Annotated in this window: 22 protein-coding genes; 9 read left to right on the top strand and 13 right to left on the bottom strand. The window is 36.3% G+C overall.

Annotated elements, in window-relative coordinates; all coding sequences use genetic code 11:
* Positions 1–14 precede the first annotated feature (14 nt).
* Entirely contained in the window at positions 15–2,720 is a 2,706-nt protein-coding gene (locus BLR30_RS12325; RefSeq protein ID WP_089859159.1) for a TonB-dependent receptor, read from the bottom strand.
* A gap of 591 nt (positions 2,721–3,311) precedes the next feature.
* Here BLR30_RS12325 and BLR30_RS12320 point away from each other — a divergent pair.
* Together BLR30_RS12320 and mutS are read left to right on the top strand one after the other, a co-directional pair.
* Complete coding sequence (locus tag BLR30_RS12320) at positions 3,312–4,193, top strand: cupin-like domain-containing protein (RefSeq protein WP_089859156.1); 882 nt, start codon at positions 3,312–3,314, stop codon at positions 4,191–4,193.
* 199 nt (positions 4,194–4,392) lie between these two features.
* The gene (gene mutS, locus BLR30_RS12315; protein ID WP_089859153.1) at positions 4,393–6,981 is read left to right on the top strand and encodes a DNA mismatch repair protein MutS; all 2,589 of its coding nucleotides are present in this window, start codon (positions 4,393–4,395) and stop codon (positions 6,979–6,981) included.
* A 4-nt stretch (positions 6,982–6,985) separates the two neighbouring features.
* On the opposite strand, the gene BLR30_RS12310 is transcribed toward mutS, so the two are convergent.
* From BLR30_RS12310 to BLR30_RS12300, 3 genes are read right to left on the bottom strand one after another with little or no spacing between them, the layout of a single operon-like run.
* On the bottom strand, positions 6,986–7,414 hold the full coding sequence (locus BLR30_RS12310; RefSeq protein WP_089859150.1) for an energy transducer TonB: 429 nt from the start codon (positions 7,412–7,414) through the stop codon (positions 6,986–6,988).
* Positions 7,415–7,454: 40 nt separating this feature from the next.
* Positions 7,455–7,883, bottom strand: coding sequence for an energy transducer TonB (locus BLR30_RS12305; RefSeq protein ID WP_089859146.1), 429 nt, complete (start codon positions 7,881–7,883; stop codon positions 7,455–7,457).
* Between the two features lie 56 nt (positions 7,884–7,939).
* A complete protein-coding gene (locus BLR30_RS12300) occupies positions 7,940–8,737 on the bottom strand; it encodes a hypothetical protein (RefSeq protein WP_089859144.1) in 798 nt (265 codons plus the stop codon).
* A 154-nt stretch (positions 8,738–8,891) separates the two neighbouring features.
* Here BLR30_RS12300 and BLR30_RS12295 point away from each other — a divergent pair, with 154 nt between their 5' ends.
* Positions 8,892–9,269: a ribosomal maturation YjgA family protein gene (locus BLR30_RS12295; protein WP_089859141.1), complete on the top strand. Its 378-nt coding sequence runs from the start codon at positions 8,892–8,894 to the stop codon at positions 9,267–9,269.
* On the opposite strand, the gene BLR30_RS12290 is transcribed toward BLR30_RS12295, so the two are convergent.
* Complete coding sequence (locus BLR30_RS12290; RefSeq protein WP_089859139.1) at positions 9,264–10,469, bottom strand: BaiN/RdsA family NAD(P)/FAD-dependent oxidoreductase; 1,206 nt, start codon at positions 10,467–10,469, stop codon at positions 9,264–9,266. The two genes, BLR30_RS12295 and BLR30_RS12290, sit on opposite strands and share 6 nt — an antisense overlap.
* A 114-nt stretch (positions 10,470–10,583) precedes the next feature.
* Between BLR30_RS12290 and BLR30_RS12285 the strand changes: the two genes are divergently transcribed.
* Positions 10,584–11,075: an acyl-CoA thioesterase gene (locus BLR30_RS12285; protein WP_089859136.1), complete on the top strand. Its 492-nt coding sequence runs from the start codon at positions 10,584–10,586 to the stop codon at positions 11,073–11,075.
* Positions 11,076–11,157: 82 nt separating this feature from the next.
* A complete protein-coding gene (gene thiL, locus BLR30_RS12280) occupies positions 11,158–12,213 on the top strand; it encodes a thiamine-phosphate kinase (RefSeq protein WP_089859134.1) in 1,056 nt (351 codons plus the stop codon).
* 272 nt (positions 12,214–12,485) lie between these two features.
* Here thiL and pepT read toward each other — a convergent pair whose 3' ends face one another.
* On the bottom strand, positions 12,486–13,733 hold the full coding sequence (gene pepT, locus BLR30_RS12275; protein ID WP_089859132.1) for a peptidase T: 1,248 nt from the start codon (positions 13,731–13,733) through the stop codon (positions 12,486–12,488).
* A gap of 187 nt (positions 13,734–13,920) precedes the next feature.
* Here pepT and BLR30_RS12270 point away from each other — a divergent pair, with 187 nt between their 5' ends.
* Together BLR30_RS12270 and BLR30_RS12265 are read left to right on the top strand one after the other, a co-directional pair.
* Positions 13,921–14,769 carry a hydroxymethylglutaryl-CoA lyase gene (locus BLR30_RS12270; protein WP_089859129.1) on the top strand — a complete coding sequence of 283 codons (849 nt, stop codon included), beginning with the start codon at positions 13,921–13,923 and terminating at the stop codon, positions 14,767–14,769.
* A gap of 206 nt (positions 14,770–14,975) precedes the next feature.
* The gene (locus BLR30_RS12265; protein ID WP_089859126.1) at positions 14,976–15,812 is read left to right on the top strand and encodes a sulfurtransferase; all 837 of its coding nucleotides are present in this window, start codon (positions 14,976–14,978) and stop codon (positions 15,810–15,812) included.
* Between the two features lie 66 nt (positions 15,813–15,878).
* Here the strand turns inward: BLR30_RS12265 and BLR30_RS12260 are convergent, their stop codons facing one another.
* Genes BLR30_RS12260 through BLR30_RS12250 form a run of 3 tightly spaced genes read right to left on the bottom strand, consistent with a single transcriptional unit; the run spans position 15,879 to position 17,276 of the window.
* Positions 15,879–16,205: an SUF system Fe-S cluster assembly protein gene (locus BLR30_RS12260; protein WP_042722805.1), complete on the bottom strand. Its 327-nt coding sequence runs from the start codon at positions 16,203–16,205 to the stop codon at positions 15,879–15,881.
* A gap of 3 nt (positions 16,206–16,208) precedes the next feature.
* The gene (locus tag BLR30_RS12255; protein WP_089859123.1) at positions 16,209–16,913 is read right to left on the bottom strand and encodes a 3'-5' exonuclease; all 705 of its coding nucleotides are present in this window, start codon (positions 16,911–16,913) and stop codon (positions 16,209–16,211) included.
* Between the two features lie 15 nt (positions 16,914–16,928).
* Entirely contained in the window at positions 16,929–17,276 is a 348-nt protein-coding gene (locus tag BLR30_RS12250) for a tRNA-binding protein (protein ID WP_089859120.1), read from the bottom strand.
* 216 nt (positions 17,277–17,492) lie between these two features.
* Here BLR30_RS12250 and BLR30_RS12245 point away from each other — a divergent pair, with 216 nt between their 5' ends.
* Positions 17,493–19,028, top strand: coding sequence for a YifB family Mg chelatase-like AAA ATPase (locus BLR30_RS12245; protein ID WP_089859117.1), 1,536 nt, complete (start codon positions 17,493–17,495; stop codon positions 19,026–19,028).
* Between the two features lie 191 nt (positions 19,029–19,219).
* Here BLR30_RS12245 and BLR30_RS12240 read toward each other — a convergent pair whose 3' ends face one another.
* The 4 genes from BLR30_RS12240 to BLR30_RS12225 form a co-directional block, all read right to left on the bottom strand.
* On the bottom strand, positions 19,220–19,762 hold the full coding sequence (locus BLR30_RS12240) for a PIN domain-containing protein (protein ID WP_089859114.1): 543 nt from the start codon (positions 19,760–19,762) through the stop codon (positions 19,220–19,222).
* Positions 19,749–20,102, bottom strand: a complete 354-nt coding sequence (locus BLR30_RS12235) for an STAS-like domain-containing protein (protein WP_089859111.1) — start codon at positions 20,100–20,102, stop codon at positions 19,749–19,751. The genes BLR30_RS12240 and BLR30_RS12235 overlap by 14 nt, the downstream gene beginning before the upstream one ends.
* A gap of 98 nt (positions 20,103–20,200) precedes the next feature.
* Entirely contained in the window at positions 20,201–21,082 is an 882-nt protein-coding gene (locus BLR30_RS12230) for an ATP-binding protein (protein WP_089859105.1), read from the bottom strand.
* Positions 21,083–21,316: 234 nt separating this feature from the next.
* Complete coding sequence (locus BLR30_RS12225; RefSeq protein WP_089859103.1) at positions 21,317–23,503, bottom strand: S46 family peptidase; 2,187 nt, start codon at positions 23,501–23,503, stop codon at positions 21,317–21,319.
* Positions 23,504–23,590: 87 nt separating this feature from the next.
* On the opposite strand from BLR30_RS12225, the gene BLR30_RS12220 reads away from it, so the two are divergent.
* Positions 23,591–24,043 carry an META domain-containing protein gene (locus tag BLR30_RS12220; protein WP_089859100.1) on the top strand — a complete coding sequence of 151 codons (453 nt, stop codon included), beginning with the start codon at positions 23,591–23,593 and terminating at the stop codon, positions 24,041–24,043.
* Positions 24,044–24,046 lie beyond the last annotated feature (3 nt).

Raw genomic sequence — 24,046 nt, 5'->3', positions numbered from 1 at the left:
TTGGTTTTCTTGTTTTATTTAAAATTGAATTTTACGGTAAACATTACCTGACTTGGCCGAAGCTGTATTCTCGTAAATCTGGTATCTGTATTTCCAATTTCATAGGTTTCAAATACTTTCTTATTAGCTATATTCATCCATTTTAATTCGAAATCTATTTTCTTTTTAGCCCATGTAAATTGGTAAGATAAGTCATAAAATCCATTATGATATTTTTGATCGACAGCACTTGTATTCACCTGATCCCAGTTGAATCCAATTGTATGATTTTCTATAGGATAGAAGAAAAGACCTAAATTATGAGTAAATCCTCTTCTGCTGGCATTCGTAGCTGCTCTACCAGCACTTGTTTGCTTGGTTTTCGAAAAGCTAGCATTATAATCGATACTCATCCAACTGAAATAAGTATTGTTGAACTTTAAGCCAGCAGACTGCCCGTTATTCTTATTAGTGTAAAAAGAATCATTGAGGAAAAGGTCAGATTTTGTAGTATTATTGCTGTAGCTTACTGAAGCATTGGTTTTGAATTTTGGAAAATATTTTCCAACCTCCGCACTGTAACCACTAGACAATACATGGTTGTCTCTCTCTAAATATTCCATAACAGTATATCCCTGAACGATGGTTGGGTTGGAAATAAGATTTCTCTTCGCATCAGAATATCTGTAGTTGATATTAAAGAATAAATTATTAAGCGGGTTTCTGTATTCTATTCTTGTTCCTGCCGATTTATTGTTGTTCTGAGGTATCGGATTGGTTGCTTTCATGGCATTAATTCCTGAAGGCGAAGTCATCATGAATCCAGAATATGCAGTATTTACTTCTCCAAAATTATTGTTAATATTTGCATTTACTGAAGCTTTCCAGAAAGAAGCAAATGTATATTGAGCAAAAATACTTGGTTCAAAAGTTACCTTGTTCACATCTTTTGAAACGGATCTTGCAGGATCTTCCGCTTTAATATTATTTGAGTTTACCGGGAAGTTTGCATAAATCATCCATGAATCATTTTTATAATTTACCCCCACACTTCCGTAAGGTGTTGCAGTGGTATATGTAAGATCATTGCTGTAAGCAGAAATCGGCGTATTTGAAGGGGTGCTTATTGTACCTGCCAGAACATTAGAAAGGTCAGATACTAAATTTGTTGATTTAAAATTAAATCCAATCTCCGGAGTAAATGTCCAACCTTTTGTTGAGAAACCGATGTTCGCAGAATGGTTGGCTTCAAAAGTTTTCAATCTCATACTCTGTGTGGCAAAATTCGCTGTAGATGGAGTAAAAAATCCCGGAATTTGCAGATATGAAGCCGGAGATACTTCAAGAGTCTGTTTGTCTGTCTGGTAACTGATAAAAGACAATACATTCACCATTTTTTCTTTCCACGGAACAATCGTACTCAATGAGTTCTGGAATGAAGTGGTAGGAGATTCCACTGCTTCTTCTCCATTTCTGCTGGAATTTGGCAAAGTGCTATTTCTATCTACAATTGCCCGGTCTGCATTCCAATATTGAGAAAAACTGGTTGTATTTTTAAAGAAACCTTTTTTTGCATTCTTGGTAAAGATCAATTCTCCTTTTGCTTTATCTGTATAAAAATTATTACGAATATTTTGGAACACCGTTGTAGCAGGAGATTTATCAGTAGCAAAAATCTCTTGTTGGATATAGGACTCTCTCTCTACCGCATTATTCGTATAATTAGCATTAGCTTTCAGTTCCCATTCTTTTTTCTTGTCAATATTGGTAAGATAGTTGGCAGATACGTAATGCACGCTGTTCATCAGATATCTTTTTACCGGAAGGTTGGGAGTACTTGCATTTTCTACATTCAGCCAGTCGTTTTGGGAAGCATTGATTCTTCTTCCCTCAAATCTGTTTCCGAATGCTAATATATTTCCTTCATTTTCTACCTGCTCACCTACGTTGTTGGTTTTATAATTGACTACCCACTGGCTTTTCTGTCCGAAAAACATAGGTGTTAATTTAACGTTCCACAGCAGAGGGCTTCCTCCCAGTCCCACTTCTCCTCTTCCGGTCATGGTAACGGAATTTTTCAGTTTAATATTGATGGCTGCCTGATCGGAAGGAACTTTATCCTGAAGGATTTTTACAGGCTGGTGGTTTTCGAGAACCTCAACTTTCTGTACGGCATCTTTTGGAAGCGAGTTGTTGATTGTTCCGTATCCGCCTTCCATGAGGTCTTTTCCGTTTACATAAAATTTGTTGATGGCATTACCCTGATAAAGGATTGTTCCGTCTGTATTTACTTCAATACCCGGAATCTTTTTCATGACATCGGCCAGCGTTCTGTCGCTTTTGCTGTCGAAGGCTTTCAGATCGTAAGAAATAGTATCACCTCTTGCGGTAATCATCTTGGTTTTCAGTTTCACTTCTTTGATTTCGGTGGCTTCTCCTTCCATCTTGAAGTTCACGGTCTGGTCGCTGTTGTTGATCTGTTTGGTTAGAGATCTTTGGTTGAATGCCTTTACTTTCAGGTCTACATTAGATTCTGCGGAAGTAAAGGTCACTTTATATTCTCCTTTAGAATTGGTAATGGCATAAGCCAGAATGGCATCTTTACCCGGCTCTTCAATCGTTACACTCGCACTTGGAATTGCAACGCCGTCTTCATCTGTGATTTTCCCCGAAACAGTTTTCTGAGCGAATGACAGCGCGGAGAAAAAAATCATGACGAATAAAGTAATTTTCAATTTCATAATTTATTATTTACACAATTAGTTAATGGTTAAAGCTTTTTGTTACACAATTTTAAAGATTGATGTAATCAAGGAAAGTTAAATGTAATCTTTATCACTACAAACATAGTGATAAATTGTCTTGTTTAATCCATGCTTTTCATTTTTATTTGTGTCATACCACAACCTAAGAATATATTTTAACACGTATTGCATAAGAAAATCAGCAAATTACGCTGTGTTTTTTGCACAGAGAAAAAAAGTAAAAAAAGAAAAAGTTTAAGTAAAAAGTAGATCTTGATTTTTTATTTTAATGTCGGAATTAATCTATAAGAAAAATATTTCTCCAAAGCCTGTTTTTTATAACTATTATCAACTTTTCATCGATTATCGGTATTAATTAAATTTTCTATATTAGCAGCAGGGATGGATTTGTATTATTCATTTTTGTGTTTTTGCCCTGTAATTCTTTTTACAGGGTATTTTTTTGGCTAAAAAAATTTTTATTTAGAATAAATAGTTAAAAATGATTTGAATCATAGATTAAAAAAAGCTTAAATCTGTTAACATATATTTTTATTTAATAATTTTGTAACATTAAATTATAAAAAAATGGGAATTAATCTAAAGCCTATAGATATTGTAGATGATATTACACAAGAAGAATTCATCGAAAAATATCTGAAGCCAAGAAAACCTGTGGTTATTAAGAATATGGCGAGAAAGTGGCCTGCTTACCAAAAATGGACCATGGAGTATATGAAGGAAGTAGTAGGAGATGTAGAGGTTCCGTTGTACGACAGCTCCAAGGCCGATCCTGCAGCTCCCATTAATGCTTCTGCCGCAAAAATGAAATTTACAGATTATGTAGATCTTATCCAGAGAGAACCCACTGATCTCAGGATTTTCTTTTTTGATCCTATAAAACACGCCAAAAAATTACTGGCAGATTATATTGCTCCAAAAGAGTTAATGGGAGGATTTCTGGATAAATACCCATCCATGTTTTTTGGAGGAAAAGGCTCTGTAACCTTCCTTCACTTTGATATCGACATGGCGCATATCTTCCACACGCATTTCAATGGAAGAAAGCATATCCTTCTTTTCGACTACAAATGGAAAGAAAGACTTTATAAACTTCCTTATGCAACCTATGCTCTTGAGGATTATGATATCGAAAACCCAGACTTTACAAAATTCCCTGCACTGGATGGAGTAGAAGGTATTGAATGCTTCCTTGAGCATGGAGATACCCTGTTTATGCCGACCGGCTGGTGGCACTGGATGAAATATCTGGACGGCAGCTTCTCTATCTCTCTGAGAGCTTGGGATAAATCTTGGGCCGTGAAAGCTCATTCTTTATGGAATCTTACCGCTCAGCGTAAATTCGACGATTTTATGAAAAAGAATTTCAAAAAGAAATATATGGACTGGAAGGAGAAAATCGCCATCAAGAGAGCAGAAATCGCCCTGAAAAGAGGCCTTCCAAAATAATTTTTAAAGTATTTATTAAAGTCAGCAGACTTGAATATTTGAATGATAAAAAAGACATTTCATAAGCGTGAGATGTCTTTTATTGCAAAATATGGTCTCATATTTTTTTAAGTTAAATTCATATCGGCACTTTAAACACTTTACTGCTTTTATTTTATTTCATACTTTTACCAACCTAATTTTTTAAGACAGATTTTTAATGGCAAAGACAGTGAAGAAAGAAACCCCGTTAATGATGCAGTACAATACCATCAAGGCAAAATATCCTGATGCGCTTTTACTGTTCAGGGTTGGGGATTTTTATGAAACTTTCGGTCAGGATGCCGTCAGAACTTCTCAGATTTTAGGCATTGTTCTTACCAAAAGGGCGAATGGAGAGGGCCATATAGAACTGGCCGGATTTCCGCATCATTCCGTAGATTCTTATCTTCCAAAACTGGTAAGGGCAGGAATGAGAGTGGCGATCTGCGATCAGCTCGAAGACCCGAAAATGGTAAAAGGAATCGTAAAAAGAGGAGTTACAGAATTGGTGACACCGGGCGTTACATTCAACGACCAGGTCTTAAATTCAAAAAAGAACAATTTCCTGCTTTCGCTTCATAAGGAAAAAGATAAATTCGGGATCGCTCTGGTGGATATTTCTACAGGTGAATTTTTAGTAAGCGAAGGCAATCTGGAAAAACTGCTTCATATTGTCAATACTTTTGATCCCAGCGAAATTATTTACCAGCGAAGTGTTCAGATTCCGGAGCAGATCAAAAACAGGAGTGCCTTTAAGCTGGAAGACTGGGCATACCAGTATAATTTTGCCTACGAAAAACTCACCTCTCATTTTAAAACCAACTCTTTAAAAGGATTTGGGGTTGAAAATCAGCAGTTGTCCATTACAGCGGCGGGTGCCATTTTCGCTTACCTCGTAGAAGATACGCATCACAATTTATTATCCCACATCACCAAAATTCAGGTGATTCCGCAGGAGGATTATCTGATGATGGATCATTTTACCTTAAGAAATCTTGAAATTGTATATCCGAGCAGTCCGCAGGGCAAATCGTTACTGGATATCATCGATAAAACATCCACACCAATGGGCGGAAGGCTTCTCAGAAGAAGAATTATTCTGCCTTTAAAATCAGTCGACGAAATCAACAGAAGACTTTCTTTAATTGATTTTTTAAACGAAAACGATCATCTTAAGTATGAAATATCCCAGCTTTTAAAAGCCATTTCGGATCTTGACCGTTTGATGGGGAAACTGGCTGCAGAAAAGATTTCTCCAAAAGAACTCGGATATCTTCGCCAGAGTCTCATTAATATTCATAAAATTAAAGGGCTGCTGCATCCTCACGCGGAAGTATTGGCGTGGCTGGATCCGCTGTACGATCAGAGTGAATTGATAAAATGTCTTCAGAATCATCTGAATGATGAATTACCGGTAAATCTTGCGAAAGGAAATGTCATTAAAGAAGGTATTTCCGAAGAACTCGACCGATTGCGCGGGCTTCAGTCTAAAGGTCGCGGTTTCCTTGACGAAATGTGCCAGCGGGAAATTGAAAGAACCGGAATTTCCAGTCTTAAAATTGATTTTAATAATGTTTTCGGATATTATATTGAAGTCCGGAATACCCACAAAGATAAAGTCCCGGCTGACTGGCTCAGAAAACAAACCTTGGTCAATGCCGAACGCTACATTACAGAAGAACTGAAAGAATACGAAAATCAGATTCTGGGTGCTGAAGAAAAAATTGGAGTACTGGAAAGCGAACTGTATAGAAAAGTTTGCTCGGATACAATGATTTATATGGATCAGATTCAGGAAAACTCAAATATTATTGCGCAGCTTGATGTCGCCGTAGGGCTTTCTGAGCTGGCTGTATCTGAGAGTTATACAAAGCCCGTTCTCAACGAAAGTTTTTCCATTGATCTGAAAGAAGCAAGACATCCGATTATTGAAAACGCACTTCCGTTAGGTGAAAAATATATTCCGAATGATATTTTCTTAGACAAAGATTCTCAGCAGATCATCATGGTTACCGGACCGAATATGGCGGGTAAGTCGGCGATTCTTCGTCAGACAGCCATTGTCTGTCTCATGGCTCAAATCGGAAGTTTTGTTCCGGCGAAATATGCTGAAATCGGAATTTTAGATAAAATTTTCACAAGGGTTGGGGCAACGGATAATATTTCTGCAGGGGAATCAACTTTCATGGTGGAAATGAACGAAGCAGCTAATATTCTGAATAATATTTCGGAGAGAAGCCTTATTCTTTTGGATGAAATCGGTCGCGGAACTTCTACTTATGACGGTGTTTCCATTGCATGGGCAATCGCAGAATATCTTCATCAGCATCCTACTCAGGCAAAGACTTTGTTTGCTACCCATTATCACGAGCTGAATGAAATGACGCTGAATTTTGACAGGGTAAAAAACTTCCACGTTTCCATTCAGGAGAATAAAGGGAATATTATTTTCTTACGAAAACTTGTTCCGGGCGGAAGCGAACACAGTTTCGGAATTCATGTAGCGAAACTGGCCGGAATGCCATCTAAGGTGGTCAACAGAGCTAATGAAATTCTGAAAACCCTGGAAGCAAGCCGCAGTCACGGCAACTCCTCGGAAAGCATTAAAAGAGTAACCGAAGAGAATATGCAGCTTTCATTCTTCCAGCTGGATGATCCGGTGCTCGAAAATATCCGTGAGGAGCTGACGAAAATAGACATCAATACTTTAACACCGATAGAAGCTTTAATGAAGCTTAATTCCATAAAAAAAATGATTGGCGGATAACCAATCATTTTTTATTAAATCTTATCGTTATGGGAACACGAAACTTATACCGTACCTTTTCTCCGTTCATTTCAGCAGGGATCCATTTTTGGGTTATTTTTGAGATAGCCCTCATTGCTTCATCATTAAAGCTTTGATTAGTACCCAAAGTCTTTATATCTGTCATATTTCCATCTTTATCAATTATAAAAATAATTTCACAGGATTCTATGTCAGCAGTACTAATGACTTTTCTAGATCTAAAATTTTTGCTAAGCTTATTGGTAAATTCAGTAGATCCAAGAGGAAAAGAAGCTGGTTTTTCGGCATCCATTCTAAGTCTGCCATTTTTTTCAACAATCAAAAGCTCATTAAGCTGAGTGGTCTGCAGCGATTGTTCTTGTGCAAGACCAAAACTAAATAAAAGAATGCAGCAAAAAGTTAGAATTTTCACAATTGAAATTTTCACAAAGATATGTTAATATATTATTTTACTAGTGCTTTTTAAGCGTTAAAGGAAAAGTGTACAGATAGCGTACAGGCTCGCCATTAATGGTGGCCGGTTTCCATTTCACAAATAACCTTCTTACTGCTGCTTCTGCCGCATCTGAATGTTTTTTGTCGCTTCCTGTTGCCGCGACGTATCTTACATAGCCTGTCTTTTCAACAATAAAATAAACACGAGTATCAATACTTTTCGATTTTACATCGATAATATCCATTTTATCAGCAAACTGCCTTCTAAAATTGTTCATTCCTCTCGGGAATTCCGCAGGCGTATCTGCTTTGGTAACGACATCGTCCAGCTTCATTCTCTTTTTTAAGATTGCATAATCGGGAAGCTGAGAAACGGAGCTGTAATCGGTCTGTGAAAATAAAAAGGTGCCGACGAATAATGCCGAAAATAAGATAACCTTCTTCATGCTGTAAAATATTTGATTGTTTTTTAGCAGCAAAAAGAGCGCCAAAGCGCTCTGTATTATAAGTGATTATATTCGTAAGTTGTAATCTCCGATTTGTACGGTTGGTTATTGCTGTGATAATAATCCCGGATCGCTTTTGTAGGGTAGCTTTTGTTATTGTACTCGTAGGTTGATTTAAAAATAGTTGATTCTTCGCCTCCGTTAGAATATGTTATGATGTTCTTATACTCTTTAAGATTCCTTGCGGATCCGTTCATGTCCTCACTTTCAAGCATTTTTATAAATCCTGTTACATTTTTAAAAGGATAATGCCCTCCGTCGTAAACGATATTTTGTAAACTTCCGGTTCCGGTGTAGGTAACTGTAGGATAAACATCAGTAACGGTTTCTGTCCAGTTTTTTAATGAGCCGTCAGAATTTGTATAAGAATCTCTGACGTATGTTTTTGTATTGCCTGGTGAGACAAAAGTTTGTGTGATTTTAATCTTGTCTCCTTCAATATAAATATAAGTTGTTGTACTTGACGAATTGGGAGAATCGCTGGAAGTCTGCGTTTGTTTAGTAATTTTTTGATTGCTGTTGTATGTCAGGATCGTTGTGTCAACAGTTCCGTCTGAGTAAGTATCTACATATTTTGTAATCAGGTCTCCGGTGTAAGTATATACTCTCGTCCAGTTTTCGGTTGTGTTTTTCATTTCAGTTATTTTGGCTCCGTCGTAGCTGAATATAAAATTGTCGCCATCCTGAACCATTTTAGTTACTAAAACCGGATTGTCAAATTCTGAGGTGTCCCGATCTGCAGTTCCGCAAGAAATAATAGCACATAAAGAGAATAATAAGTAATTTTTTTTCATTGTGTATTAATTTCTACAAAAATAGGATAAATATTTTCTAATATCGAAATTTAGCAATGAAATATTTTGTGGTATTCTAAGGCTAAAATAAAAAATCATTATCTGAATACACTATTCATTAAATTTTAATATTATTGTTCCGAAATAATATCCCATGATAAAATTAACATTCAGCCTGAAATACTTTCTGCTGACCATATTCATTTTTTTCGTTGAAGTTTTAATTGCCACCGTGCTTAAAAATATTTTCTTTGTAAGAGCTTATCTCGGAGATGTTATTGTTGTGATGTTGCTTTACACGTTTTTTAAATCTTTTTTAATTATCAAAAACAATCAAAACCTTATTTTAGGAATCTTCATGTTATCCTGTGTTATAGAATTTGCACAATACTTCAATATTGCCGATAAGCTTGGGTTTCAGCCGGGAAGTATAATGTATATAGTTGTCGGAAACTCATTTTCGTGGATAGATATTGCTTGCTATGCGGCCGGATGCCTAGTGCTGTTAGCATTAAATAAAATAAAATTATAATCTTTTATTCAAATCCTGAGCAATCAGCCAGGCCTCGCTCCAGCAGGCCTGGAAATTAAAGCCTCCGGTTACGGCATCGATATTTAAAACCTCACCGGCAATATAAAAATTCGGTAAAATTTTTGAAGACATATTTTTAAAGTTAATTTCCTTTAAATCAACACCTCCGGCGGTAACAAATTCATCTTTAAAAGTTGATTTTCCTGTCACCTGAAATTTCTTTCTGCACAGGTTTTCAATGATGGTCTGCATTTCCTTCCCTGAGATATTGGCAATCTGCTTATTAAGATCTACTTTTGAAACCTCTAGAATTCTTTGCCAAAAGCGGTTGGTTATGTCGAAGATTTTAGACTGTCCCATCGTTTTCTTTGGATTGGATTGTCTGAATTTCTGAAACAATTCTTCAGCTTCGTCAGGATCTTTAGATATAAAATTCACCACAATCTCGAAGTTATATTTCACCTTTGCCAAATTAATCGCTTCCCAGGCAGAGATTTTCAAAATAGCCGGTCCCGAAAGACCCCAATGCGTAATCAGCAGCGGCCCGCTTTCATCTGTTTTCAGTTTGGGAATAGATGTTTCTGCCATTTCAAAACTTGTTCCGGCAAGATCTTTCAACAGATCATCTTTTATGTTGAATGTGAAAAGCGACGGAACCAGATCAACAATCTTATGACCAAGGCTTTCGATTATTTTTAAAGATTTCGGAGAACTTCCGGTGGTATAAATGATATAATCTGCTTCGAAATCTCCTAAACTGGTTTTAACCAAATATTTTTCATCAGATTTTTCGATTTCCCGGACGGAACATTTGGTTTTTACTTCAATATTTTTTTGCTGGATTTCGCTCAGCATTGCGTTAATAATACTCTGTGACGAATTGCTTTCCGGGAAAACGCGGTTGTCATTTTCGATCTTTAACGAAACTTTTCGGTTTTCAAACCATTCCATCGTATCTCCCGGCTGAAACTTAGTAAAAACGCTCAGCAATTCCTTGTTGCCACGAGGATAAAACTGAACGAGCTCTCTCGGATCAAAACAGGCGTGGGTAACGTTACAGCGACCGCCACCTGAAATTTTTACTTTCTGGAGTACATTCGAATTTTGTTCGAGAATGGTAATTTTATATAGTTTTTCGTCAAGGTTGGCCGCACAGAAAAATCCTGCAGCGCCACCTCCGATAATGATGATTTGTTTCATAGTTTTTTAATCTTATGCTCAAGATTATTTTTGCAAAACTACAATTTTTATAAACCATCTTATTTGAGTAATTTTGAAGGAATATAATTTAATTATTCTAAAACTGATTTTTTAATGATTTTCTACCATAAATTTGAAGTGCGTTGGAGCGATCTCGATGCCAATAAACATTTAGCCAATTCATCTTACGTGCAATATTGCGCTCAGTCGAGAATGGCTTTTATGACCAAAGAGAAAATGGGCGTTACGCAACTTAGCCGTTGGGGAATTGGCCCGGTGATTCTTCACGAAAGATATTCTTTTTTTAAAGAAATTTATGCCGATCAGACTGTAATTGTAAGCTTGGAAATCGACGGATGTGCGGACGATTCTTCCATCTATCGTTTTTTACATAAATTTTATACTCCGGATGGGGAACACTGTGCAACTGCTGAAGCAACGGGGGTTTGGATCGATATGATGCTGAGAAAAATGACAACACCGCCGGATGACGTGGTAGAAGCCATGAATAAATACAAAACTCCTGAAACAGTGGTTTTAACAAGAGAAGATTTTAAAAACCTTCCCTTCCGACCGGAGAATATTGATCCTGCAGAATTCAATTAATACATGATAAATGATAAATGTCTGCGATAAAAATTATCGATAATCATTTATCAACTATCAATCATCAATTATAATTAAAAATATGTTTGAAGATAAAAATCCTGAACTGACACCCATTTCCAAACTGGGAGAATTTGGACTGATTAAACACCTAACACAATTCTTTCCTTTATCCAACGAATCATCGGAGCTTGGTGTGGGAGATGATGCAGCAGTTATTAATCCCGAAAATAAAAAAATAGTTCTAACGACAGACGTTCTGGCAGAGGGAGTGCATTTTAATCTGGGCTATGTTCCACTAAAACATTTGGGTTATAAAGCAGTGGTTGTGAACCTTAGCGACATTGCTGCCATGAATGCAACTCCGACTCAGATTCTGGTTTCTTTGGCGGTTTCCAATCGTTTTCCGGTGGAGGCGCTGGAAGAAATTTATGCAGGAATTCAGGCGGCTTGCGAAAGATATAAAATTGACTTAATCGGAGGTGATACAACAAGTTCCAATGCCGGACTGGTCATGAGCATCACCGCTATCGGAATTGAAAGCGACGAAAATATTGTGAAAAGAAGCGGTGCAAAACCTAATGATCTGCTTGTCGTGACTGGTGATTTAGGAGGAGCTTATATGGGGCTTCAGATCCTGGAAAGAGAACACGCCGTTTTTCTTGCAGATCCAAATATGCAGCCTGAAATGGAAGGTTACGATTATATTCTGGAAAGACAGCTGAAGCCGGAAGCAAGAACTGATGTAAAAGGAATTTTAGAACAGCTGGATATTAAACCGACTTCTATGATTGACATCTCCGATGGCTTGGCTTCAGAAATCCTTCATCTCTCGGATCAGTCGAAAGTAGGATTTCGATTATATGAAGAGAAAATCCCGATGGATAATCTGACGATTACGACTGCGGATGAATTTAATCTAAATCCTGTCATGACTGCTTTGAGCGGCGGGGAAGATTATGAATTGTTATTTACTATTTCGCCGGCTGATTTTGATAAGATTAAAAACCATCCTGATTTTACCATTGTTGGGCACGCGGTTGAAAAAGAAGAAGGAAATTTCATGATTGCGAGAGGATCTAACCAACTGGTTGCTTTGACGGCTCAGGGTTGGGATGCTTTTTTAAGTTCGAATTAGAATGTTAACTTTTACCGTACTTCCGACTTTAATTATTGTTACATTTTTAATAGTAACGCTTTATAAGCATTTCATTAAAAAACAGACTCAGAACTTAAAGGATACTTTTAGGGTTACTTTATTTTTTGTTGTAGTCTGGGCATTAATTTATTATTGGGTTTTTGGTTAATCCATATGTAGCTTGTTTTAAAGCTTTTGTAAAAATAAAACTTTGTCAAAGTTCCGAACTTTGACAAAGTTTTATTTTTTAGACGTAAAATTTTAAAAAGAATTTACGCTTTCACAATATTCACGATTACTTCCATTGCTTTCTCCATACTTTCCAACGCTACATATTCATATGGACCGTGGAAGTTGATTCCGCCAGCGAAAATATTCGGACAAGGAAGTCCCATATAAGATAACTGCGCACCGTCTGTTCCTCCTCTGATCGCTTTGATTTTCGGTTCGATTCCTGCTTCTTTCATAGCAGCTGCAGCCAGATCAATAATGTGCATTTTGCCTTCAAACTGCTGTTTCATATTTCTGTACTGTTCTTTAATTTCAATTTCAGCGGTTCCTTCGCCGTGTTTCTGATTAAATTCAGCTACTCTTTCTTCTATGAATTTCTTTCTTGCTTCAAATTTATCGGCATCGTGATCACGGATGATGTATTGCAATTTTGCTTCTGAAATATCTGCATTTAAATCCATTAAATGATAAAAACCGTCAAAACCTTTTGTGGTAGCAGGCGTTTCATTTGCAGGCAGCATTTGAGCAAATTCTGAGGCCAGTAAAGCGGCATTTACCATTTTTCCGTAAGCATAACCCGGGTGAACGCTCAGTCCGTGGATTTTTACCACAGCACCTGCAGCGTTGAAGTTTTCATATTCCAGTTCCCCTACTTCTCCTCCATCCATCGTATAGGCGAATTCTGCTCCGAATTTGGCAACATCAAATTTATGAGCGCCTCTTCCGATTTCCTCATCCGGAGTAAATCCAATTGCAATTCTGCCGTGCTTAATTTCAGGATTTGCCATTAGATATTCTGCCGCTGTTACAATTTCTGCACATCCGGCTTTGTCGTCGGCTCCCAAAAGCGTGTTTCCGTCGGTTGTAATCAATGTCTGACCGATGTATTTTTTTAAACTTTCAAATTTAGCAGGCGATAAAGTAAATCCTGTTGTCTGATTTAAAACCAAATCACTTCCGTCGTAATTTTCCCAAACCTGCGGATTTACATTTTCCCCGCTGAAATCGGGTGAAGTATCATAATGCGAAATAAATCCAATCGTTGGCTTGTCATTATTTTCAAGATTAGAAGGGACGTATCCCATGATATAGCCGTTTTCGTCAATCGATACATTTTCAAGACCGATCGTTTTCAGTTCTTCCACGATATAGTTTGCGATATTCCACTGTCTTTCTGTAGAAGGTGTAGTTTCGCTTTCTGCGTCGCTGGTTGAATATATTTTTACATAATTAAGAAAACGGTTCAGTAACTTTTCTTTCCACAAAGGGCTGAATTCTATTGCGCTCATTATTAGTATAAATTTAGGACAAAGTTAATAATTTTGAGGCTCGGAATGACTTATTTGTAATCGGATATACACGATTGAAATTTTAAATAACATATAAATGTTTGACAATCAAATTAATGGTAGATTTGGTAATTGGTAAACTAAATTGTTTAGTTTTATTATATTTGAGAAAATCTAAAAGTAAAAAATGTTTCTTACTGAATGTCCGCGTGATGCAATGCAGGGTTGGGTCGAATTTATTCCCACAGATAAAAAAATAGATTACATCAACTCTCTGATGGATGTAGGATTTGATGTGCTGGATTGCCTCAGCTTTGTATCTCCCAGAGCAATCCCACAAATGGCCGATTCTGCTGAAGTAGCTGAAAATATTGATAAATCCAGATCCAATACAAAAATTTCCGCAATTGTAGCCAACTACAGAGGGGCGGAAAAAGCACTGAAGCATCAGTCTGTCGATATTATTGGTTTCCCTTTTTCTATTTCTGAGACTTTTCAGCACAGGAATACCAACAAAAGCCAGGAAGAAGCTTTTAACGAAATTGTGAAAATGCTCAATCTGGTAAAAACGGAGAACAAACAGCTGAATATTTACTTCTCCATGGCATTCGGAAATCCTTATGGAGAAATGTGGAAATGGGAAGATGTAGATTTCTGGACACAACGGTTTTCGGAAATTGGAATTAAAGATATTTTACTTTCTGATACAACGGGAGTTGCTACATCGGAAATAATCTCTCTGTTATTTGGGAAAATCCCGGCAAAATATCCTGAAATCAGTTTTGGTGCTCATTTTCATAACCGCTATGAAGATTCTTATTCTAAGTTAAAAGCTGCTTACGATCAGGGTTGTAGAAGATTCGACAGTGCCATTAAAGGAATTGGTGGTTGCCCGATGGCAAAAGATGATTTAGTCGGCAATATGCCTACTGAACAGGTTATCAATTTCATGAGTGTGGAAAAAGCGAGTCATAAACTGAACCTGCTGAACTTCGAAAGCTCATATAATAAAGCAAAGGATATTTTTCATTTTTAAATTAATTTGAAATAATATATCTAGCAGATTTAACAGATCAAGCAAATAAAAAAAATGCACTTATTTTTCTCTTTAAAAAAATCTGCGTCATCTGCTAAATCTGCGAGAGAAAAAAAATAAAAATATCAATAGAAGCGGGCCGAAGCCCGCTTTAATATTCAGAAAACAATTGGTTTTATCCCAATTTAATTAAAAAAATCAATATAATGTCACCAATAATTTCTCCTTCCGAATTAAAAAACCTCTCCTCAGAAAATCTTGTTATTCTTGATGCCAGAGTAGGTAAAGATGTCTACCAGAATTATCTGAATAAGCATATCAAAGGTGCAAGATTTATTGATCTGGATAAAGATCTGGCAGAAATTGGAGAAGATGCTGCGTTTGGGGGAAGGCATCCCTTGCCTGGGGTTGAAAAATTTATGCAAACCCTTTCAAATCTTGGAATTTCGGAAGACTCACATATTGTTGTCTACGATGATAAAAATGGAGCTAATGCAGCTGCCAGAGCTTGGTGGATGCTGAGGGCTTCCGGGTTTGAAAAAGTGCAGGTTTTAGACGGTGGTTTTCAAAATGCGGAGAAAGAAGGTCTTGAATTTACTTCCGGTGAGGAGTACTTTAAAAAAACTGAATTAACAAAAAGAGAGAATTGGTTTCTTCCTATTTCGATGCTGGAAGAGGTTGAAAATGAAATAGTAAACACTTCTTCAACGGTCATTGATGTTCGTGATGCTTATCGTTATAAAGGAGAGTCTGAACCGATTGATCTGGTTGCAGGTCATATTCCCGGAGCGATCAATATTCCTTTTTCTGAAAATCTTGATGAAAGTGGTAATTTCCTTTCCCCGGAAATTTTAAAAGAGAAATATTCAAAATTGTTGCAAGGAAAGCCTGAAAACCTAATTATTCATTGCGGTTCTGGAGTAACAGCGTGTCATACTATTCTTGCTTTGGAGTATGCCGGTTTTAAAATCCCGTCTTTATATGTTGGCTCGTGGAGTGAATGGAGCAGAAGGGAAGGAAAAGAAATTGCGAAAGGAAATTAAGTGAGTTATTAATAGATATAAGAAAGGCTGTCGAAAAAAAGACAGCCTTATTTATTGTAACTTAAATTAAAGCATTCCCAGCTCAAATTTAGCTTCTTCGCTCATCATATCTTTATGCCAGCTTGGTTCAAAAGTAAGCTCCAGATCGACGCTTTTTACATTTTCAACCTCTGCAACCTTGTCTTTTACTTCCTGTGGAAGCGTTTCTGCAACCGGGCAGTTGGGGGTTGTAAGTGTCATGATGATTTTAACGTCTGCATCATCGGAAATCTGAACATCATAAACAAGTCCAAGCTCGTAGATATCTACCGGAATTTCAGGGTCATAAACGGTTTTTAAGACTTTGATGATCTCTTCACCAATGTCAGCAATCTGATCGTCTGTAAATTTCATTTTTTAATCTAAATTGATGTACCTTTTCAACAAATCTTCCTGACGCATACGCCGGAAAATGTTTGCCAAAGTTAAGACATCTTTTTCACAATAGTCAACTATTCTTTGCAAGTCTTTCTCTATGTAGTAGATTGATGAAACCATTGAGCCGTCAATATCGTCTTTCGGGGTAGGAATTCCAAAGAGGTGAGCCAGGAGTTCGAGAGAAACAAAACTTTTATAATCTCCGAACTTCCAGAGTTCCATGGTATCGATATGAGGAATTTCCCATGGTTTTTTCCCAAACATCTGGAACGGAACAGGCGGCATGATTCCATTGATTAGAAACCGTCTCGCAATCCACGGAAAATCAAACTCTTTGCCATTGTGGGCACATAGAATTACGTCTTTCAGCCGCGGACTGTTAAAGATTTCTCCAAACTCCAGCAGGATCTTTTTTTCGTCATCTCCTGCGAAGCTTTTAATTTTTAACGTATCATTTTTTTCCAGCATTCCGATGGTAATGCAGATGATTTTTCCAAATTCAGCCATAATTCCGGCTCTTTCTGAATAAAACTCTTCTGCAGAAATCTCATCTTTTCTCTGAAATTTTGTTTTCTTATCCCAAAGGATTTGTTCCGGCTCAGATAATTCTTCCCATGCTCCGGAGCCTGGAACTGTTTCAATATCAATAAATAAAATCCTTTCTATAGGAATGTGGTGTATCATTTGTTTTTTTATTTTTTATCCTACCTGCATACCATTTTTTGTTGGCAATGAAGGCATTAAAAGGGTTACATCTTTTTTATTTTCTCCATAAACACCCAAAACCAGGCATTCGCTGAAAAAATTGGCGATCTGCTTTTTAGGAAAATTTACTACAGCCAGAATTTGCATGCCGATCAGTTCTTCCTTTTTGTAAAGAGAGGTAATTTGAGCAGATGATTTTTTTATGCCTAAATCTCCAAAATCTATTTCCAGCTGATAAGAAGGATTTCGGGCTTTTTCAAAATCATGAACTGAAACGATCGTTCCGCATCTGATGTCAATTTTTTCAAAATCTTCCCACGAGATTTCAGGTTTTATTATCATGATAATATGTGATTAAATATTGAAGTTCTATTCCATTATAGAATTTTGTGTTCTTACAAATGTAATAAAATATTGAAACTTAAAGTGAGTCTAAATTTTTCTATTCTTAATTTGACTTAATGACGAGCTTTACCGCTAAACTTTAAAACACCTTTTAATGATAAATCTCTGGAAAGATTAGAAAAAATATATTATTTTTGCATCAAAACACGTATAATGCTGATAAAAATTTATGGAAGTGCAATTCATGGCGTTTCAGCCCAGACGATCACAATTGAAGTTAATGTAGATACAGGCGGAGTCGGTTATCATTTGGTTGGTCTTCCTGATAATGCCATTAAAGAAAGCAGTTATAGGATTTCGGCCGCCTTGAAAAATGTAGGTTACAAAATTCCCGGAAAGAAAATCACCATCAATATGGCACCGGCCGATCTTCGTAAAGAAGGCGCTGCCTACGATTTAAGCATTGCCATTGGTATCCTTGCGGCATCTGACCAGATTCTTGCCGAAAATATTCAGGATTATATTATTATGGGAGAGCTTTCTCTCGACGGTAAACTGCAGCCGATAAAAGGTGTTTTGCCAATTGCCATACAGGCCAGAGAAGAAGGTTTTAAAGGAATTATTCTTCCGAAACAGAATACACGGGAAGCGGCTATCGTAAACAATATCAATGTTTTCGCAGCAGAAAATATCAGAGAAGTTATTGACTTTTTTAACGAAGGAAAACCACTACAAAAAGTTGAAATAGACACCAGGAAAGAATTTCAGGAAAAAATAAATGATTTTCCTTTTGATTTTTCCGAGGTTAAAGGGCAGGAAACGGCAAAACGCGCCATGGAAGTTGCAGCGGCTGGTGGACATAACATTATTTTAATTGGCCCTCCCGGAAGTGGAAAGACAATGCTGGCGAAAAGAGTTCCCAGTATTTTGCCTCCGTTAAGTTTAAAAGAAGCCTTGGAAACCACAAAAATACATTCTGTAGCCGGAAAAATGGGAGCGGAAACTTCCCTAATGACGGTTCGTCCCTTTCGTGCGCCGCATCATACGATTTCTGATGTCGCGCTTGTCGGTGGAGGAGGTTATCCGCAACCCGGAGAGATTTCCCTTGCTCACAATGGTGTGTTGTTCCTTGATGAAATGCCGGAATTCAAGAGAACAGTGTTGGAAGTAATGAGACAACCTCTTGAAGATCGTGAAGTAACTATTTCCAGAGCGAGATTTACAGTGAATTATCCGGCGAGCTTTATGCTGGTTGCATCCATGAACCCAAGTCCGAGCGGATTTTTTCCTGATGATCCGAATAATACTTCCACAGTCTACGAAATGCAGCGTTATATGAACAAGCTTTCCGGACCGTTGCTGGATAGAATTGATATTCACATTGAAGTACAGAAAGTAGAATTTGAGCAACTGGCAGAACGCAGAAAAGGCGAAAAAAGCGAAGAGATCAGAAAACGTGTTCTTCTGGCTCGTGAGATTCAGAGAGAACGGTATAAGGATTTGAAAATAAGCTATAACGCTCAAATCGGACCGAAAGAAATTGAAAAATATTGCAGTCTGGACGAAAGCTCATTTAGTCTGATAAAAACAGCCATGGAAAAGCTGAACCTTTCAGCAAGAGCATACGACCGGATTCTTAAAGTATCCAGAACGATTGCCGATCTGGAAGGTTCCGAAAATATTCTTTCTAATCATGTTTCGGAAGCCATACAATATAGAAGCCTTGACAGGGAATTTTGGAATGGTTGATGCTAAACAATCATCATTTAACGTTTGACTTTAAACTCCCTTGAATCATTTGCTCTCCTATTTCCCTGGATTTTAAGGTGCATCTTTCTTGTGTTAGCTCGAACAGTAATAAGATATAATCTTTAATATATAAAAGTTAATGCAGAACATGCTTTGTTCTGCATTATAATTACTTGAATCGTAAATACAATTTAATTGTGGAGAGTAATCAAATCAATTTTAGTAGAAAGAACATCTAAATCTTTATCATGAGAAACCATCTTATAGTCATAAAGCTTGCATAGTTCGCCATAATAACAATCATTAAAATCAATTTTCTCGAAATTTTCTAAGACTATCTCCATGTCCATTGTTTGTAAACTATCTCCAATTTTTATGAGATTGGGAACATTTAATATTTTATCTAGTAATATTTTGATAGAATAAACAGATTTCTTATATTCTTCAGTTCCAACAAAATCAATCTTAAATGATTTTGTGTACGAATTAGTATTTTCTTGCCATTGCTTAAAATCCCTCCTCAATAAAACGTTTGAAAATTCAGATAATACAAGAGATGTAATATAAATTGAATTTTCACTAGAAACTAGATTACCAAAAAAATTTGAATATTTTCTTTGTTCAAATTTTTGAAAACTAGCCACGGTCCCAAAAAGAAGCAACCAAATATTTGTATCAAAGAAAAATTTATCAGAAAATTTGATTTTATAATTATCAATATTAATCTTTGCCATAAATTGAATCTTGATTATTTTTATCAATAAAATCTTTATTGGCAAAATACTCTTTTGCCCTATTAATAACTTCGATAAATAATTGTGTGTCGCTACTATCTATATTTTTTAAAAGGACATTTTCGTTTAAAAATTTTGTTGTGTATTTTTGATCCCTAAACAGAGATCCAATCGCTGCATTTAAAAATGCAGTAATTATTAATGATATATCATAGAAATCTAAAATTACAGTTTCACCCTGATTAAGGTTTTTTTCAATCTCCTTGTATACCTTCTCTCCGTTCTCTGTTGACACAGCTAAGTTAGTACCAATTACATCTTTTACCTTTAAATGGATCATAGATTTTGTTTTTGTAAATATATAATTAAAAAGAATTACTTAAGTTATTTTCTTCATTTATTAAACTGTAAGTGCAGTAATTATTAAAGATTTTATGATTAAAAAGGATTGCTTAAATCATTTTCTTCATTTACTAAACTGTAAGAATTCTTATCATTGAAATTAAAAATAAGTGTAACAATTGTCCCTCCAAAATAACTTGTGAGTCTTTGTTTTCTAACATTTCCCTTAATAACTTCATAATAACCGTCCGCAGAAACTATTTGAATACTTCCTCCGTTTAATTTAATAAACTCGAATATTACGGCTAATCCTAAACCACCGGATTCATTTTTTTTAGTTGTGTTTCCTTTAACCATTGCCCATTCTATAGCATCAGAAGCTTCAATATCTATACCTAAATGTAATGCTACATTTTCTTTTATATTAATTCCTTTATCAACTAAAGTAAAATGTAGTGGTTTGTTAATAGGTTTTGGAAAAAATTGACCACACGCATGAATATAATCACATTTACCGTGCGTTCTTGCATTTTCATAAATTTCAAAAATGTTACGAAGGATTTCTTTATGAAGAGGTTTACTAATTACTGGAAAATCTTTTTTATTTAATAATTGTGTTATTATGTACTCATTAAATCCTTCATCGTCTCGTGGTACAAATCTCATATATTTTAAAGAAGTTGCATAATTATCATTAATAGGTTGATATCCTAATTCAACGAGAAAATTATTTTTTCTCAAAATAGTTTCAACTTGATTATTAATATTAATGATTTTAAAAATATTATTATTTTCTTTTAAAATTTCTAGGCATACTCCAAAAAGTGAGCATAAGTTTGCTTGAAAAAATGTTACTTTGTCGAAATCAAAGATTACCTCCTCATTTCTCAAAATTTTCACAAGTTCTATAATATGAGAAAAGTAATTGTAACCGTCATAATTACTTTTAATGTCAGATGGAAACTTGTACAGGACCATTACATTTGTTTATGCAAATATACGTTATTACATAATAAATATAATTAATGAGTATCAATTAGTTCAATATTTTAATATTAGGTGGTTTCAAAATTAAATTCATATTAAGTATTTTATTTTATAATACAAATATCAATAAAGCTAACGACAAAACTTGTCGCATATTTTATTCAATTAAAAATAAAAAAACCGCGAAAGAAAACTTTCGCGGTTTCAAAAATATATCAATAAAGATTATTTTCTTCTTGCTCTAGGCATTTTTGTTTTGGTATCTGCAGGCGTGTTTTCGTCTCTTACCAATTGTAATTCGTCGATTAGTCTTCTTGCACCAGCGTATTTGTCGATCGTCCAAAGAACGAAACGAACGTCTACGTTGATGGTTTTTTGCCATTCCGGTTCAAAAACGATGTCACCGCTTAATGCTTCGCTGTTTCCGTCGAATGCGATACCGATCAGGTTTCCGTCTCCGTCGATTACCGGTGAACCAGAGTTACCTCCTGTAATATCGTTATTGGAAAGAAAGTTTACAGGCATATATCCTTTAGCATCGGCATACTGACCAAAATCTTTAAGGTTATAAAGGTCGATCACTCTTTGCGGAAGATCAAACTCTTCATCACCTTTCTTGTATTTTCCTACAAGGCCGGTCATGTCTGTATAGTAATTATCTGTTACCCCAAAGTAGTTTCTGTCTGTTCTGATTGGCAAAGTATCTACAGTTCCGTACGTAAGTCTCATTGTAGAGTTAGCATCCGGATAGAATTTTTTCTCAGGCAATGCTTTCATTAATCCTGCTAAAAATAATCTGTTGTTTTTAGCAAAATTATCATCAATCTTTACAAATTTTTGTGCTGAAATTCTCTGGTCTGCTACGATACCGTTGGCAATTTTCCAAAGCGGGTCTGCATCCAGTTTCAGTTTGTCAGGATTCAATACAAAGTTTGTTGCAGACGTTTTGTTGGCAAAGATGGAAGAATAGGCAACAATAGAAAGGTTTTTAGCATCAAGTCCCATAATGGTTTCTGACGCAACATCTTTGTTTACTCTTGTCTGATAAAGATTGACCATAGAATTCATCATTTCACCTTCAAGTTTGGTGTTGATGTTTTCGTAAGCAGTTTTTAAAGCAGCATCCACTTTAGGTTTCATGGCAAGTCTGCCTTTCATATCCTGATCTGCGTAAGCTTTAAGAACACTTCCTACCTGTAATGCTAAAGAGAAATATTTAGCATTTCTTGAAAGCTGAGACATATACATTCTCTCAACATTTCTATCTGAAGTTTGCTTGTAATAGATGGCAATATCATCTAAAACCGTTTCGTATTGAGCTACATTTTCCGGCTGAACCGCCCATGTTTTAAATCTTTCTTCAACGTTCTGTTTATCGGTAATCGTTCCGTTTTTGATCACGGCATCGATAGTTCCCTGTCTGTTTTTCCAGTAGTTGGCTACAGAAGCATATTGAGAAGCATAGTTAAGTTGAGTTCCTTTATCCTTATCCATGTATTTTTTCATAACATCCATGGCAAGTTTGGAAGCCTCTACCCAAGCCGGATAATCTTTGTTGACCATCTGCTGAATTCCATAAGAAGTCAGGTAGCGGTTTGTTCTTCCCGGATATCCTAAGATCATTGAGAAATCTCCCGGCTTCACTCCTTTAAGGGAAACAGGTAAGAAATGTTTAGGTTTTAGCGGAACGTTGCTTGGAGAATATTCTGCAGGGTTTCCGGCAGCGTCAGCATACACTCTGAAAACAGTAAAATCTGCAGTGTGTCTTGGCCACTCCCAGTTGTCGGTATCACCACCGAATTTTCCTAATGCGGATGGCGGAGCACCTACCAATCTGATATCTTTATAATCCTGGTAAACAAAATAATAAAATTCATTTCCGTTGAAGAAATCTCTTACGACTACTGTATATTTTCCGTTTTCAGAATTTTCAGACTGGATCGCTTTGGTTTCAGCATCGATCACCGCTTTTCTTTCTGCCGCGGACATATTGTTGTTTAGTTTTGAATTGATTCTCTGCGTAGCATCATCCATTCTCACTAAAAATCTCACATAAAGATCTTTAGCATTGAATTCGTCTTTCTGCTTCATCGCCCAGAATCCGTTCTTTAAATAATCTTTTTCAGGAGTAGAAGCAGCAGCTACTGCACCGTAACCGCAATGGTGATTGGTGAAGATAAGTCCCTGTCCGGAAACAATTTCTCCCGTACAGAAACCTCCGAAGCTTACGATCGCATCTTTTAAGCTCGAATTATTCACGGAATAAATTTCTTCCGGTGTAAGATGCAAGCCTTCTTTTTGCATATCGACACCATTGAGTCTTTTAACAAGCATTAACAACCACATTCCTTCGTCTGCCCTCATTTGAGCAAAACTTAAAAGGAAAGTGAATAGTAGAAGTATTCTTTTCATTTTATAAAATAATTTTTGTGTCGCTAATTTACTAATTTTTACCGTATTCTGGCCTTGGAATGGTATGAAATTGGATTTTAAAGGCGTATGAAGACAATATTAGTTTCGATTTTGAGTGTTTTATTTTCAGGAATATTGCTGAATTGTAGCAGTGTAAACAGCAATATCTCACACCCGGATCAGGATGCTCAGCTTCACAGAGAGTGGATGCTCGTCGCTTACGGAAATTATTCTAAAGCGGATATGATGAGCAAAGGAGCCAGGATTAACCTTACTGAGAAAACAGAAAACGGTAAAATTAGAGGAACGGCATTTATGGGCTGCAATAGTATGTTCTTTACTTCCGAATTTAAAAATGACGGCAATGTAAAAATCTCGGAGATAGGATCTACCCTGAAAGCCTGCCAGGACATGAAACTGGAAATGGATTTTGGTAAAGAATTAAGAAATATGAAAACATATGCTGTAAAGGGACATTCTTTAATCTTCACGGATGATCAGGGACATACGATGGAATTTATCGCGGCTGACTGGGATTAATGA

It is taken from the genome of Chryseobacterium taeanense, assembly GCF_900099685.1.
GTDB classification, from domain to species: domain Bacteria; phylum Bacteroidota; class Bacteroidia; order Flavobacteriales; family Weeksellaceae; genus Chryseobacterium; species Chryseobacterium taeanense.
The sequence above is the reverse complement of the archived record's forward strand: the minus strand, read 5'-3'. Positions and strand labels throughout refer to the sequence as shown.